We start from the raw sequence: 14,634 nt of genomic DNA on the forward strand, positions 1-14,634 counted from the left end.
ACGGTGTCGGCGGGGTCGGGGGCGGTGTCGGTTTCGGTTTCGGCGGGGTCGGGGTCGGGGTCGGTCAGCTCGACCAGGTCGGCGAGGCTGCGCCAGATCTCCGCCGTGACCCGCACCGCCGTCTGCGCGTCACCGGCCGCGCAGGCCTCGATCAGCCGCTCGTGCAGACCCGCGGAACGGCAGGTGCCGCCCTCGCCGAAGCGACGGCGCTCCAGGCGGCGGATGAGCGGGGTGTAGCGGGCGATGGTGGCGGCGGCCGCGTGGTTGCCGGCGACGCGGACGAGGACGTCGTGCAGGGCGTCGTCGGCCCGCAGCGCACCGTCCACGTCACCCGCGCCGACGGCCGCCGCGAACCGCTCGTTGGCCGCGCGCATGGTCTGCACGTCGGCGGCGAAGAGACGGGGGACGGCGACCCGGGTCGCCAGCTCGTGCATGGCACCGACCACGGCGGCCGCGTCCCGCACATCGGCGGCGACCACCGGGGTCACCCGTGTGTAGCTCTGCGGCTTGCTCTCCAGCAGCCCCTCGTCCACCAGCCGCGCGAACGCCTCCCGCACCGGCGCCCGGGACAGCCCCATGCGCTCGGCGAGCTCGGCGTCCCGCACCACCGCACCGGGCTCCAGCTCCCCGGCCACGATGGCGTCCCGGATGGATGCGTAGGCGCGGTCCCTGAGGAGGGTGCGCTGGACGGGTCGTATGGCCTCCACAACTGAAATGTTAGATGTCAGCCAGGAGTGCGGGCAAGGGTGTGGCCCGCACCCCCCGTAGAAGTGCGGGCCACGATCGTGGGCTCAGGCGGCCCAGGGCCAGTCGGCGTCCTGGGCGGCCTCGAGCAGCGGGACCATCCGGAAGGCCGCGTCGGTCAGGCCCCCGAAGGTGTGCCGGTTCGCCTTGCCCGAGGGGCCGTGGCCCGCGCGGTACCCGGCGAGGTTCCAGGTGTAGACCGGCACATGGGCCGGGACCTGCTCCGTCGGATCGCCGTGGTGATTGAAGGCGTACTGCTCGTCGGTGACGATCAGCACCCGGTCCTGACCCCGGTAGTGCGCGCGAACCGCGCTGGTGGTGTCGGTGCCGCCCAGGTCGCCGAAGCGGTCCAGGATCCCCAGTACCGACTCGCCCCTGCCGAACGCCAGGCGCCGGCTCGTGGTGCCGAACTCGACGAGATCCGCGTCGGCCGCCCGCAGCGCGAGCGCCGTGCCGAAGATCGCCGCCGCGTCGGCCCGGTTGAGCTCGGAGCGGTCCGACAGCCGCGCCCACATCGAGCCGGAGCGGTCGACCAGGATCAGCGTGCGGCCCGGCAGCGCGGGCACGTTGGCCAGCGAGTGCCCGAGCGCCTGCTCCAGAGGGTACGACCAGCGCAGCGAGGGGGCGTGCCGGTACGCGGCGAGATACCGGAAGGGGAACTGCCGCGAGCGCGTGACCTCCGCCGCGTCACTGATCTTCGCCGCCACCCGGGCGGCGACCTCGTCCGAGACCCCCGCCTGATCGAAATTGCGCAGGTTACGGACGAGCGCCATCGCGCCCATGGACGGGATCACGGCCTCCCAGGCCGCCTTGTCCATCGGGCCCTGGAGCCAGCCGGCCAGCGCCTCCCAGGTGATCCCGGCCGCCGCGAGCCGCTCTGCGCCGCCCGCGGAGGTCACCACCGCACGGCGCTCCCGCACCGGCAGCGCCATCAGCTCACGGTGCGCGGTCAGGACGCCGTCCGCGGCGGGCGGTACCGCCGAGTCCGGGTGGTGCCGGCGATCGAGGGCGTACCGGAACAGCTCGCCCTGCCACGGCTTGTCCGGGTCGGGCGTCGCATGCACCAGGTTGAGGATGTCGCCGAAGCGGTACCCCTTGGACGCGGTGTCGTACTTCAGCAGCGACTTGCCGCTGTAGAGACGGCGTACGGCGTCGGCGATCCCGCGCTTGACCGGCTTGGGGATGTTACGGCCGTACGTCGCCGTCCAGTACGCGAGCAGTTCGCCGGGCTCGTCCGGGCGCCGCAGTACGGAGGCGACGACGTGCCGGTTGGCCGGGCCGTCGGTGGCGCCCGCGTCGAGGCGCGCCTTCACGTACTCGGCGGCGCCCACGAGGGAAGCGGTACGGAGGTTTCCCTCGCCGCGCAGCCAGCCGAGCAGGCCGGCCGTCCATGCGGGGTCCTCGACGGCGAGCCGCCGCACGAGCCGCGCGAAGCGGTCGTCGCGGTCGGCGCCGGTCTCGTAGAAGGTGTCGGCCATGAAATGGGACACCGCCAGCAGGAAGAGTTCGGAGCGCGCGTCCCGCTCCCGGCCGCGACCGCCCTCATAGGTGCGGAGCACGCGGCCCGTGGACGTGACGCGGGAAGTGGGCTGCGCCTTCGCGCCCTTGGTGTTGAATCGAGCCATGGTGAATTCCCCCGAATTCCTTGGATTTCCGGAGGGCGGCGCAGCAGAAGGTGGGTACCCGAGATCAGGGGTCGGCGACGGACTTTTCCAGATGCTCTACCGATTGAGCTACACCGACCCGAAGTCGATGACGGGACTCGAACCCGCAACCGTCCGATCCAATGAAGTAACCGCTGCCTGCGCACCGGGTACCCACCATGAGCTGCGCCTCCCGAGATCAAGTCGACGGCGGCATCGGATTCTTTTGGAGAGAAGTAGCCGCTGTCTTCGCACCGGGAGGTGCGCTGTTTTCTGGTCTCACTGTAGGAGGCACAGCTCTGGTGGAGCGAGTGAATTAAATGCCGTTACCGGCGAGGGGACTTACCGCTTCTGCCGCTTCCACGGCCCCGTGATCGCCAGCATGATCCCCGGCTCCTGGATGTTGGCGTACAGGGTCCTGCCGTCCGGGGAGAAGGTGACGCCGGTGAACTCGCTGTACTCGGGGTTCTCGTCGGTGCCGAGGTTCAGTTCGTTGCGGGCGATCGGGTAGGTACGGCCGCTGTCCGTCGCGCCGAACAGGTGCTGCAGGCCCTCTCCGTCCTCGGCGATGACAAGGCCGCCGTACGGCGAGACGGTGATGTTGTCGGGGCCGTCGAAGTTGCCCTCGGCGGACGGGTCGGGGTTGACGCCGATCAGGACCTTCAGGGTCAGGGTGCGGCGCTTGGGGTCGTAGAACCACACGGCGCCGTCGTGCTGGACGGGGCTCTCGGCACGGGCGTACGAGGAGACGATGTAGGTGCCGCCGTCGCCCCACCACATGCCCTCGAGCTTGCGGGCGCGGGTGATCTGGCCGTCGGTGAACTGCTTGCGCGTCGAGACCGTCTTCGCGTCCCGGTCCGGGACGTCCACCCAGTCCACGCCGTAGACCGTGCCGATCTTCGTGGCACGGGAGAGGTCGTCGACGAACTTGCCGCCGGAGTCGAAGCACTTGAAGGCCTGCAGGACGCCCGCGTCGTCGGCGAGCGTGCGCAGCCTGCCGCGGCCGTGGTGGAAGCCGGCCGGCGGGGTCCAGCGGTACAGCAGGCCGTTGGGGCCGGACGCGTCCTCGGTGAGGTAGAGGTGGCCGCGCTTGGGGTCGACGACGACGGCCTCGTGGGCGTAACGGCCCAGCGCCTTGATGGGCTTGGGGTTCCGGTTGGCCCGGCGGTCCTCGGGGTCGACCTCGAAGACGTAGCCGTGGTCCTTGGTCATGCCGTTCTGGCCGGCCTTGTCCTCGGTCTCCTCACAGGTCAGCCAGGTGCCCCAAGGAGTGTTGCCGCCCGCGCAGTTGGTGGAGGTGCCGGCGATGCCGACCCACTCGGCGACGTGGTCGCGGCGGACCTCGACGACCGTGCAGCCGCCGGACGCGGCGGGGTCGTAGACCAGGCCCTCGGTGAGCGGGACGGGGTACTTCCAGTTCGCCCGCGGGCCCTTGAGCTCGTGGTTGTTGACCAGCAGGGTCGCACCGCGGGGGCCGTCGAAGGTGGACGTGCCGTCGTGGTTGGACGGGGTGAACTCGCCGGACTCCAGCTTGGTCCTGCCGCTGTAGGTGATGATCCGGTACTTGAAGCCGGCGGGGAGGGCGAGGATGCCGTCCGGGTCGGGGACGAGCGGTCCGTAGCCGACGCCGTGGTGTCCGTGCGCCGACTCCTCGGCGCCGTCGGTCTCGTCGGTCTCCGTGGACGCGAGGGCGTTCGGGGCGGTGGCGAGGGCGCCGACGCTGCCCGCCAGCGCGACCCCGGCTCCGGTGATCGCGGATTTTCTGGCGAAGTCCCTGCGGGTGAGCGACATGGTGTTCTCCTGTGACGGTGGGCGTGCCGTGGAGGGTGGCGGACCTCGGGTCGGCGACACCGTTTCGCCCATGCCTGAACGTGAGTTGAACACAGGGCGACCACTCCGGACCCACTTCCATGAATCCGTACACCGCACCCCATGGAAAGCCCAAGACTTTCGCCTCCCGCTAAAGCCCCCACGACGTCGGCACCAGGGTAAACAGGCCCGCATCCGCAGCGACGGCACGCAAGGCCTCCGGGGTGTCGCGCTGCGGGTGGTGCGGGGAATGCGTCCGTTGCGGGGCTACTAAGACGGTAATGGGGGGTCGTTGCGGCGCCCGGGCGTGGGAGCCGTTTTCCTCGGCACGCGAGGCCTTCGGGTTGTCGTTGCCGGTGGTGCGAGGAATGCGTCCGTTGCGGGGGGGTCGTTGCGGTGCCCGGGCGTGGGAGCCCTTTTCCTCGCGTGCGTGGTCGGCGCGAAGGCCCGCGCCCGCCACGACGCCAACCCCCCGCGCCCGCCGCAACGGCACGCCCAAGCAAAGGCCCGCGCCCGCCACGACGCCAACGCCCCAGGCCCGCCCCGACAGCGCCTCGCGGCGAAGGAACGTCCAGACCCACCCCCGCCCCGACAACGCCTCCCCGCGCAAGAGCGTCCAGACCCACCCCGCCGCGACAACGCCTCCCCGCGCAAAAGCCTCCAGACCCACCCCGCCGCGACAACGCCTCGCCCCGCAGAAGCGTCCGTACCCGCGACCGCCGCGACGTCCGGTTCGAAGCGGACCCGCCCGCCTCGACGAAGTGGCCTGGCCCGCCTCAACCGCCTTGCTGCGAACGCGCCTTGAAGGCCGCCTTCCTGGCTTCCTTCGCGATCCGCTTGTCCGGGTGCAGGCGGCCCATCGCCTCCAGGACGTCGGCCGTGGCCGGATGGTCGACGCGCCAGGCGGCGGCGAAGAAGCCGCCGTGCTGGGCCGCCAACCCCTGGACCAGCGAGCGCAGTTCCTCGGAGTTCCCCTCGGCGGCGAGCTGTGCGGCGACGGTGTCGATGGTGAGCCAGAAGATCATCGCTTCCGAGGGCGCGGGCACGTCCGCCGCCCCGTGCTCGCTCAGCCAGACCCGGGCCAGCCCGCCGAGTTCGGGGTCGTCCAGCACCTCCCGCAGCGCCGGCTCGGCCTCCACCCCCACCAGGGCCAGCGCCTGCTGGCAGCGCAGCCGGCGCAGCGGCGCGCCCGCGTCCGAGCCGCGGCTCGCGGCGAGCAACTCCCGGGCGCCCTCCAGCGGTTGCCGCCGTGCCAGCCACTGCTCGGTCTCGGCCCGCGCGGCCTGCGGAGGGAACGTCGCCGTCCCGTCGAGCAGCGCGTCCGCGCCCTTGTCGGCGAGGTCACCGACGGCCGGCGCGGTGAACCCGGCCTGCAGCAGCCGCGCGCGCAGGCCGTACAGGCCGAGCGGGGTGAGCCGCACCAGGCCGTAGCGGGAGACGTCCGTGTCGTCGACCGGCGCGGCGGGTTCCTCGTCGGTGTCCGCCATCAGCGCCTCGTCGACCGGCTGGTACTCGACGAGTCCGACCGGCTCCAGCAGCCGGAACTGGTCGTCGAGCCTCATCATCGCGTCGGAGACCTGCTCCAGGACGTCGTTGGTGGGCTCGCCCATGTCGGAGGGCACGATCATGGACGCGGCGAGCGCGGGCAGCGGGACCGGGGAGTCGCCGGGCCCCTCCTCGGTGACGGAGAGCAGGTACAGGTTGCCGAGGACGCCGTCGAGGAACTCGGCCTCCGCCTCCGGGTCCCACTGCAGCCGGTCGAAGTCGATCTCGCCGCCCTCGTCCAGGGCCTCCTCCAGGCCCTCGATGTCGGGCACGCTCGCGTCGGCGAGCACCGTCTCCAGGGCCCCCTGCCACACGCCGAGCACGTCGTGCGGCGAGCCGCCGGTCAGCAGCGCCAGCCCCTCGCCGGCCCGCACGGTGCCCTCGTCCAAGTCGGCGATCTCCACCAGCCCGGTGTCCAGGGCCACCCGCCAGGCCTCGCTCGCGTCGGCCGCGGCGTCTTCGCCGGTCAGGCCCAGCACCTCGGCGGCGGCCGGCAGCTGCCCGTCGCTGAGCTCGCCCCCGGCGTCGACGCGGGTCTCGGGGCCGGCCCAGCGGGCGAGCCGGGCGGCCCGGGACAGTACGGGTGTGGACAGCGCGTCCCGCGCCAGCTCCGCTTCGGGATGCAGCCGTACCGGCGGCAGGGAGGAGCTGTCTGACATCGGCTGGTTCTCCTAGGGCGCCCGGGCGGCCGTACGACCACCTGGACGACGTACGGCTCAATCGCTCAGCCTAGACGGATTTCGCCCCATGCCGCCCGGTTCATCTCCTGGTCAGGGTCCGTACATGGCCGAAACCTTGACAACTGGCCTGAGCAGGCAGGAGATTGACGCGCGTAGAAACGGGGGGACAACTGTTCACTCATCTCTACGCGCGTCACCAGACGCTCCACGCACCACCCTCGTCCCGGCGCTTTCGTACGTCCCCGGAGGGATTCCGTTGCCGAGCAAGTCTTCCGCGCGTCTCGCCGCGCTCACCGTCGCCGCCGTGTGCTCCGCGGCCTCCACGGTCGCCCTGACGGCGCCCGCGCACGCCGACACCGTACGCATCCACGACATCCAGGGCACGACCCGAATATCGCCCTACGCCGGCCAGAAGGTGGCGGACGTGCCCGGAATCGTCACCGCCACGCGCACGTACGGCTCGTCCAGAGGTTTCTGGCTCCAGGATCCGAACCCGGACGACAACCCGGCCACCAGTGAGGGCGTCTTCGTCTTCACCAGCTCCACCCCGAAGGTCGCCGTCGGTGACTCCGTCACGGTCACCGGCACGGTCTCGGAGTACGTCCCGGGCGGCGCCTCGAGCGGCAACCAGTCGCTGACCGAGATCACCAAGCCGACCGTCACCACGGTGTCGACGGGCAACGCGGTCCCGGCGCCGGTCGTGATCAACGCGAAGTCGGTGCCGGACCAATACGCCCCGGCCGGCGACACCGCCGCAAACGGTTCGGTCAACGGCCTTCCGCTGCGGCCGGCGACGTACGCCCTGGACTACTACGAGTCCCTGGAGGGCATGAACGTCCAGGTCACAGATGCCCGGGTGGTCACGGCGACCGACCCGTACGCCGAGCTGTGGGTCACCGTGAAGCCGCACGAGCACCCGACCCGTCGCGGCGGCACGCTGTACGGCTCCTACACCTCGCAGAACACCGGCCGGCTGCAGATCCAGTCGCTGGGCGCGGTCGCCGACTTCCCGAAGGCGAACGTCGGCGACACCCTCACCGGCACCACCACCGGCCCGCTGGACTTCAACCAGTTCGGCGGTTACACGCTGGTCGCCGGTCAGCTGGGCACGCTGAAGAGCGGCGGGCTGCAGCGCGAGACGACGAAGAAGCAGTCGCGCTCAGAGCTGGCGGTCGCCACCTACAACGTCGAGAACCTCGACCCGTCCGACACCACGTTCGCCGCGCACGCCGCCGCGATCGTGAACAACCTGCAGTCCCCCGACATCGTGTCCCTGGAGGAGATCCAGGACAACGACGGCGCGACGGACGACGGCGTCGTCGACGCGAACACGACCGTGAACAAGCTGATCGACGCGATCGTCGCGGCGGGCGGCCCGAAGTACGACTGGCGCTCGATCAACCCGGTCAACGACCAGGACGGCGGCGAGCCCGGCGGCAACATCCGTCAGGTGTTCCTCTTCAACCCCGAGCGGGTGTCCTTCGTGGACCGCGCGGGCGGCGACTCCACCACCGCCGTCGGTGTCACCAAGGTGCACGGCAAGGCGCAGCTGACGGCCTCCCCGGGCCGCATCGACCCGGCCAACGACGCCTGGAAGTCCAGCCGCAAGCCGCTGGCCGGCGAGTTCGTCTTCCGTGGCCGCACGGTCTTCGTGATCGCCAACCACCTCAACTCCAAGGGCGGCGACCAGGGGCTGACCGCGCAGTACCAGCCGCCGGTGCGCAGCTCGGAGACCCAGCGTCACGCCCAGGCGACCCTGGTCAACGCGTTCGTCAAGAGCATCCTGGACGTCCAGAAGAACGCGGACGTCATCGCGCTCGGCGACATGAACGACTTCGATTTCTCCGACACCGCGAAGATCCTCCAGGGTGACGGCGAGCTGTGGTCGGCGATCAAGTCGCTGCCGAAGAGCGAGCGTTACACCTACGACTACCAGGGCAACGAGCAGGTCCTGGACCAGATCCTGATCAGCCCGTCGATCCGCCGCGACTGCGACTTCGAGTACGACAGCGTGCACATCAACTCGGAGTTCAACGACCAGATCAGCGACCACGACCCCCAGGTGCTGCGGTTCCGCCCGTAGCACCCGAAGATCGGCTGGGCGGGGTCGGAGTGGTCAGGCGTAGACCCCGTCCAGCCAGTGCTGCCAGGCGGCTTCGGTCGCCTTGGCGTCGGCGTCCGGGGCGAAGTCGTGGACGCTGATGCCGACCGGGGCGCCCCAGTGGTTGCGGCCGAAGAAGCGGATCAGGGCGTCCTCGGTGCGCAGCCCGATGAAGTACGGGTCGCGGAAGTCCAGTACGGCGTCTAGGGTCCGGCCCTCGGGGCCGTGCGCCCGCACCCGCGTGCCCACGGCCGTTTCCTCCGCCAGCCCGAGCGCCCGTCCGACGGCGGTGAAGGCGTCGGCGGTCTGCGAGGCCTCGGGGCCCTGCAGTTGGGCGAAGGTCACCGGGCGCGGCGCGAAGTGGGTGAGGTACTCGCGCAGGGTGTGCAGATAGAAGTCGGTGTGCTTCGAGGCGCCGTCGTACTGGTTGTCCCAGTCGTCGGTGAAGATGCCGCTGTGCACATAGCGCACCCAGGCGCGGCGGCCCTCGTCCCGCGCCTCGATGGTGTGGTCGAGCTGGTTGAGGCTCTGGACGGAGAAGCCGACGTCCTCGCTGCGGACGGTGAGGCGGTGCGGCGGATCGTAGGCGGTGACGGTGGAGCCGAAGGCGGCCCGGCCGCCGACGCGGGGCTCGGGCGGGTCCATCGGCCACAGATAGGCACCGCTGGCGTTGGTGATGGCCTCCCACACCTCCTCCGGCGACGCGTCGACCTCGAACTCGCGGACGATCTCGAACTCCTTGGACATGACGGGCTCCTGACTGTTCCAACCAGGTGGACTATTCCAACTCGGTCTGCTTGAGGGTGGGATGGACGGCCACGACGATCCGGTGGTCACGGCCCCCTTCGGCGTCCGGGGCGTCGTACTTGCGGATCAGCGCGCTGACCCCGGCGGTCAACTCCTGGATGAACGCGGCCCGTTCGGCGGCGGAGGCGAAGCGGACCTCGCCGTCCAGCGCGTACGTGGCCAGCCGCTGACGGGCCTTGGCCGCGCCGGTGATCAGCGAGCCGACGTCCCGCACCAGACGGGCGCCGAGGGCGAGCAGCCAGCGCGCGGAGAGCTGGTCGCGGAAGCGGTCCGGGTCCGGCTGCACGGAGGCGAGAGCGAGCGGCGAGATGACGTACGACGCGGCGGTCGCCCGCATCAGCCGCTCGGTGACATTGCCCTTGCGGCGCTCCCCGGCGAGCTCGACGAGGCCGTGCCGCTCCAGCGCCTTCAGGTGGTAGTTCACCTTCTGGCGCGGCAGCCCCACCTTCCCGGCCAGCATCGCCGCCGAGGCCGGCCCCGCGGCCAGCTCGGCGAGCAGACGGGCCCGTATGGGGTCCAGGGAGACGGCGGCGGCCTCGGGGTCCTCGATCACGGTGACGTCCAGCATGCGTCCACCGTCTCACCGAAAACTTTTTTTGTCCAGACGATCCGAGTTTTCGGCCAGTCCCGCTCTCCGAGTTCTCGGCCCGTCCAGCTCGAGGACGGGCCCCGGCGCGATTCGGACCGGGGATTCGGGAGACCCACCGGTCATGGACGAGGAGAAGAAGGACGAGGGTGAGATCGAGAGTCCGACCCGGCTGCCGGCCCGGTCCTGGCGGGCGGTGGCCCGGCGCACGGCGAAGGAGTTACTGGACGACGAACTCGGCGACCGTGCCGCCGCGTTGACGTACTACGGAGTCCTGTCCCTGTTCCCCGCGCTGCTGTTGCTGGTGTCGCTGCTCGGGGTGGTGGGCCGCAGCGCCACCGACAAGATCCTCGACAACATCCGGGTCCGGCCCGGGACATCCTGCGGGACGCGGTGAGACAGCTGGGCGACAGCGGCGGTACGGGCAGTGTGCTGGCCGTGGTCGGCCTGCTGGCGGCGCTGTGGTCGGCCTCCGGATACGTGGCCGCGTTCATCCGCGCGTCCAACGCGGTGTACGACCTTCCCGAGGGGCGGCCGGTGTGGAAGCTGACTCCGCTCAGGCTGGCGCTGACCGTGGCGCTGATGCTGCTGCTCGCGGCGAGCGCGGTGATCGTGGTCTTCACGGGGCCGCTGGCGGAGCGGGCCGGGACGGCGTTCGGCGTCGGGGGCGCGGCGATCGCGGTCTGGGGCGTGGTGAAGTGGCCGGTGCTGCTGATGCTGGTGATGATGATGATCGGGCTGTTGTACTGGGCGGCCCCCAACGTCCGTGGGCGCGGCTTCCGTTGGATCAGTCCCGGCAGCTTCCTGGCGACGCTGATCTGGCTGGCGGCTTCCGCCGGGTTCGCCGTCTACGCGGCCAACTTCGCCTCGTACAACAAGACTTACGGGACGCTCTCGGGCGCCATCGTGTTCCTGGTGTGGCTGTGGCTGTCGAACCTGGCGATCCTGGTGGGGCTGGAGTTCGACGCGGAACTGGCGCGTGAGCGGGTCGCCTGCCGGGGGCTGTCGCCGACCGAGCCGTATGTGGAGCCCCGGGACACGCGGAAGTGGCCGGCGAAGTGGCGGGCCGCGTTGGGGGCTGCCGCGCCCAAACCCCCGCTCCGGCCCTGACGGGCCTCGTCCTCCGTCGCACGCCGGACGGGCAGTCGAACGCCGGACGGGCTGGGAGTGCCCGTCCGGCGTTTCGGGGTTCGCGTCACTTCTTGGTCCCCGTCACGTCTGGGTCGACGTCACTTCTTGGGATACCTCCACCCCACCACCACGACCACCGCCAGCGTCGCGCCGATGATCAGGGCGGGGCGAGGGTGCCGTACCGCTGCCCTGACCACGGGGCCGGCCGGCCACGGCATGTCGCGTTCCGCCCGGTGTTCCAGGGTGCGGCCGGTCTCCGTCGCCTTGTCCTGGGCGGTGTGGCCCGCCCGGATCATCTGCCGCCCGGTGTTGGTCGCCCGGTCCTGGACCTTGTGGCCGGCCTGCGTGGCACGTTCCTGCACGATGTGCCCGGCCTGGGTGGCCCGTTCCTGCACGGTGTGTCCGGCCAGCGCGGCCGTGCTGCGCAGCTGCACGGTCATCGCGCCGGCCTTGTCCCTGAGGTCCGCCGCCCGGGCCCGCGCCCGCCCCTTCACATCCATCTTTTCGGCCAACTGCTCCACGGTGGCGCCGAGTTCGCTGCGCGTCCGTTCGATCTGGCGGCGCAGCTCGTCGGGGCCCTTCACGCCCGTCTTCCCCGCGGTCTTGTCCGTCATCGGTGTGCCCTCTCCTTGATCTCCTCGACATCGGCCTTGACGCTGCCGAGGGCCTCCTCGGGAGTGGGGGGCGTGGCCTTGCGCAGCTGGGCGCGGCCGATCGCGCCGAGTACGGCGGCGATCACGAGCAGCACCGCCGTCACGATGAGCGCCGCGGCCCAGACGGACAGCGTCAGCGAGAGGGCGGCGATGGCCGTGCCCGCCGCCGCGAGCAGCCCGGCGTACCCGAACGCGCCCGCCGCGCCGAGCAGTCCGCCGCCCCGCCCGGCGCGCCGGCCCTTCTCGGCCAACTCCTCCTTGGCGAGGGCCACTTCCTGTCGTGCGAGCCGGGAAAGCTGTTCGGTGGCCTGGCCGACGAGGTCGCCCACCGACTGGTGCCCGTCGCGCACCGGCCCGGAGTGGGTGGTCCCGGTCACGGTCGCCTCCTCTCGTGTTCCTCTGGTTCGAAAACGTTCGGAACACCCCGGGTACCCGGACCGGCCCCCACTACCCCTCGGGCCCGCCGCCCCGCCCGGGCTCGCGCAACCGGGCCAGTTGAGTCTGGAACCAGTCGAGACGGGCCTGCAACAGCGCGGCCTCCGCGGCCAGTTCGGGCACTCCGAGATCGTCCGTGGCGGTGAGGCCGGCCACCTGACGGGCGTCCTGCACACCGGCGATCACCCGCAGCCCGTCGCCGGCCAGCCGGGCGAAGGCGGCGAGCGAGACGGACGGACGACCGCGGACGCATCCCGCGCAGGAGGGTGCCAGGGCGCGCCACCCCGGACGGCCCCAGCCCGCGTCGGCCAGGCCGGCGGCCACGGTGCCGCAGGTACAGGGGCCGACCGTGGCGGTGCGCACCCGCTGGCGGGCGTAGCGGAAGCCTCGCTCGAAGCGGATGTAGCGGCCGAGGACGGACACCTCGAGCAGTACGGCCGCCCGGTTCTCGGCCGTGCACAGCAGCGCCTCGGCCGCCGTACGGTCGTGCACGCAGTGGAAGCCGCAGTCGCAGCGGCGGTGCGGCGACCGGTGCCGCAGGCCGTAGACGCAGGACGCGTCCGCGAGGACCCCGTACGGCAGCGCGCCGCCGAGCGACACACCGGTGAACCCGGCCCGGGTGCCGTCCTGGGACAGCACCGGGTGGGCGATCTTGTATCCGGTCGGCGGCTCCGTCGGGCGTTCCTCCGGAAGCCGCAGTCTCATCGGGCCGCCGGAACCTCTTCGGGGGCCTTCAGGTCCTTGATCTCCTCGGGCAGTTCGAGCTCCTCGGGTTCCAGGACCTCAGCCCGCGGCTGCTCTTCCCGCGCGACTCCGGTGGCCAGTGCCTTGCCGAGCTTCATGACGCCTCCATGGGCCGATGCCGATGACCGTCCTGTTCATGGTGACTCATCAGGGGGCGGAAAGGACATAGGGCATGGTCGACCCACGGCTGATTCCGAAGCAGTGCTTAGTAATACCTCGTAGAAGAATTAAGTGGAGCTTCACCATCACTCTGCCGAGACTGTACGGCATGACAACCACCGCACCCTTCGGCCGTGCCCTCTGCGCCATGATCACGCCCTTCTCGGCGGACGGCGCGCTCGACCTCGACGGGGCCCAGCGACTCGCCGACCACCTCGTCTCCCGGGGCTGCGACGGCCTGGTGCTGTCCGGCACGACCGGTGAGTCGCCGACCACCTCGGACGCCGAGAAGGCGGCGCTCGTCGAGGCGGTGCGGGAGGCGGTGGGCGACCGGGCGTCGATCGTGACGGGGGTCGGCACCTCCGACACCCGGCACACCGTGGAGCTGGCGCTGCAGGCCGAAAAGGCGGGCGCGGACGGGGTGTTGGTGGTCAGCCCGTACTACAGCCGACCCCCGCAGGACGCGCTGGAGGAACACTTCCGCACGGTCGCCGACGCCTCGGGCCTGCCGGTCGTGCTGTACGACATCCCCGGCCGCACCGGCACCCGAATCGAGCCCGGGACGATGCTGCGGCTCGCCGAGCATCCCCGGATCGTGGCGGTCAAGGACTGCTCCTACGACTTCCTCGGCGCCCAAAAGGTGCTGGCCCTAACGGAGTTGGCGTACTACGCGGGCTGCGACGAGCACAATCTCGCGCTGTACGCGGTGGGCGGCGCGGGTTATGTCAGCACCGTCGCCAACGTCGTGCCCGCCCAACTCCGGTCCGTCCTCGACGCGTTCGACTCGGGTGACACGGCGACGGCGGCCCGCGTGCAGCAAGGGGCCACTCCCCTGATCGAGTCGATGATGGCGGCGGGCCTGCCCGGCACAGTCACGGCGAAGGCCCTGCTGAACGAACTCGGTCTGCCCGCGGGTCCCGTCCGCGCCCCGCTGCGTCCCGCGAGCCGCGAGACGGTCGACGGGCTGCTGGCGGCCTACGAGGACCTCACGGCCGGCTGACCACCGCCCGCGACACCACGTAGGTCCGTCTCTGCCCGCGAGCGGACCTCTGGCCGTACCTTGTCCCTGTGCGCCCTCCCCTGCTCTTCCTCGACGTCGACGGCCCCCTCAATCCCTGGGCGGCGAAGCCGGAGCGGCGCCCCGAGGGCTATACGACGATCAAGGTCGCCCTGCGGCCGGGCCAGGCCCTGCGGGTGTGGCTGAACCCCTCGCACGGACCGGCGCTGCTGGGCCTCGGCTACGAGCTGTGCTGGGCGACGACCTGGATGGACGCGGCGAACCGCTGGATCGGCCCGACCGTCGGGCTGCCGGAGCTGCCGTACGTCGACTTCGGCGAGGGCCTGTTCGCGCTGCGCCCGGACGGCGTCCACTGGAAGACGGAGGCGATCGTGGCGTACGCCGACGGCCGGCCGTTCGCCTGGGTGGACGACGAACAGACCCCGGCGGACGAGCGGTACGTCGCCGCGGCCCATCCGGCTCCGGCCCTGCTGCACCAGGTCAGCCCCCGGGTGGGTCTGCGCGACGACGACTTCCGGACGCTGGCGGAGTTCGCCCGGACGCGGTGCGCATGAGCGGGCGCCCCTCCGCCCGCCGGCG

Annotated in this window: 12 protein-coding genes and 2 pseudogenes; 4 read left to right on the forward strand and 10 right to left on the reverse strand. The window is 71.4% G+C overall.

Annotated features, from left to right (window positions below; all coding sequences use genetic code 11):
* Positions 1–68 precede the first annotated feature (68 nt).
* The 4 genes and pseudogenes from ACWCQ1_RS05590 to ACWCQ1_RS05605 all read right to left on the reverse strand — a co-directional run.
* Positions 69–707, reverse strand: a pseudogene (locus ACWCQ1_RS05590) (GntR family transcriptional regulator); the annotation flags it as partial.
* Positions 708–791: 84 nt separating this feature from the next.
* The gene (locus ACWCQ1_RS05595) at positions 792–2,369 is read right to left on the reverse strand and encodes a TROVE domain-containing protein (protein WP_451025918.1); all 1,578 of its coding nucleotides are present in this window, start codon (positions 2,367–2,369) and stop codon (positions 792–794) included.
* A 360-nt stretch (positions 2,370–2,729) separates the two neighbouring features.
* Entirely contained in the window at positions 2,730–4,178 is a 1,449-nt protein-coding gene (locus tag ACWCQ1_RS05600; RefSeq protein WP_451025919.1) for an alkaline phosphatase PhoX, read from the reverse strand.
* A gap of 794 nt (positions 4,179–4,972) precedes the next feature.
* Positions 4,973–6,400 carry a hypothetical protein gene (locus ACWCQ1_RS05605; protein WP_451025920.1) on the reverse strand — a complete coding sequence of 476 codons (1,428 nt, stop codon included), beginning with the start codon at positions 6,398–6,400 and terminating at the stop codon, positions 4,973–4,975.
* A 277-nt stretch (positions 6,401–6,677) separates the two neighbouring features.
* Here ACWCQ1_RS05605 and ACWCQ1_RS05610 point away from each other — a divergent pair, with 277 nt between their 5' ends.
* Positions 6,678–8,504, forward strand: a complete 1,827-nt coding sequence (locus ACWCQ1_RS05610; RefSeq protein WP_451025921.1) for an endonuclease/exonuclease/phosphatase family protein — start codon at positions 6,678–6,680, stop codon at positions 8,502–8,504.
* A gap of 33 nt (positions 8,505–8,537) precedes the next feature.
* On the opposite strand, the gene ACWCQ1_RS05615 is transcribed toward ACWCQ1_RS05610, so the two are convergent.
* Both ACWCQ1_RS05615 and ACWCQ1_RS05620 read right to left on the reverse strand, forming a co-directional pair.
* A complete protein-coding gene (locus tag ACWCQ1_RS05615) occupies positions 8,538–9,269 on the reverse strand; it encodes an SRPBCC family protein (protein WP_451025922.1) in 732 nt (243 codons plus the stop codon).
* Between the two features lie 31 nt (positions 9,270–9,300).
* Positions 9,301–9,897, reverse strand: coding sequence for an ArsR/SmtB family transcription factor (locus ACWCQ1_RS05620; protein WP_133048160.1), 597 nt, complete (start codon positions 9,895–9,897; stop codon positions 9,301–9,303).
* A gap of 142 nt (positions 9,898–10,039) precedes the next feature.
* Here ACWCQ1_RS05620 and ACWCQ1_RS05625 point away from each other — a divergent pair.
* A pseudogene (locus ACWCQ1_RS05625) lies at positions 10,040–11,025 on the forward strand (YihY/virulence factor BrkB family protein).
* A gap of 119 nt (positions 11,026–11,144) precedes the next feature.
* Here the strand turns inward: ACWCQ1_RS05625 and ACWCQ1_RS05630 are convergent.
* The 4 genes from ACWCQ1_RS05630 to ACWCQ1_RS05645 all read right to left on the reverse strand — a co-directional run bounded on the left by ACWCQ1_RS05630 (position 11,145) and on the right by ACWCQ1_RS05645 (position 12,976).
* On the reverse strand, positions 11,145–11,660 hold the full coding sequence (locus ACWCQ1_RS05630; protein ID WP_358594782.1) for a DUF3618 domain-containing protein: 516 nt from the start codon (positions 11,658–11,660) through the stop codon (positions 11,145–11,147).
* Positions 11,657–12,076: a phage holin family protein gene (locus tag ACWCQ1_RS05635; protein ID WP_133048157.1), complete on the reverse strand. Its 420-nt coding sequence runs from the start codon at positions 12,074–12,076 to the stop codon at positions 11,657–11,659. The genes ACWCQ1_RS05630 and ACWCQ1_RS05635 overlap by 4 nt, the downstream gene beginning before the upstream one ends.
* A 70-nt stretch (positions 12,077–12,146) precedes the next feature.
* A complete protein-coding gene (locus tag ACWCQ1_RS05640; RefSeq protein WP_358594785.1) occupies positions 12,147–12,839 on the reverse strand; it encodes a hypothetical protein in 693 nt (230 codons plus the stop codon).
* Positions 12,836–12,976 (reverse strand): hypothetical protein, encoded by a 141-nt coding sequence (locus ACWCQ1_RS05645; protein WP_165955099.1) that lies wholly within the window; start codon positions 12,974–12,976, stop codon positions 12,836–12,838. The genes ACWCQ1_RS05640 and ACWCQ1_RS05645 overlap by 4 nt, the downstream gene beginning before the upstream one ends.
* A gap of 170 nt (positions 12,977–13,146) precedes the next feature.
* On the opposite strand from ACWCQ1_RS05645, the gene dapA reads away from it, so the two are divergent.
* The gene (dapA, locus tag ACWCQ1_RS05650) at positions 13,147–14,037 is read left to right on the forward strand and encodes a 4-hydroxy-tetrahydrodipicolinate synthase (protein WP_358594788.1); all 891 of its coding nucleotides are present in this window, start codon (positions 13,147–13,149) and stop codon (positions 14,035–14,037) included.
* Between the two features lie 68 nt (positions 14,038–14,105).
* Positions 14,106–14,609 (forward strand): hypothetical protein, encoded by a 504-nt coding sequence (locus tag ACWCQ1_RS05655; RefSeq protein WP_133048154.1) that lies wholly within the window; start codon positions 14,106–14,108, stop codon positions 14,607–14,609.
* Positions 14,610–14,634 lie beyond the last annotated feature (25 nt).

Source organism: Streptomyces sp. NPDC002144, assembly GCF_053593695.1.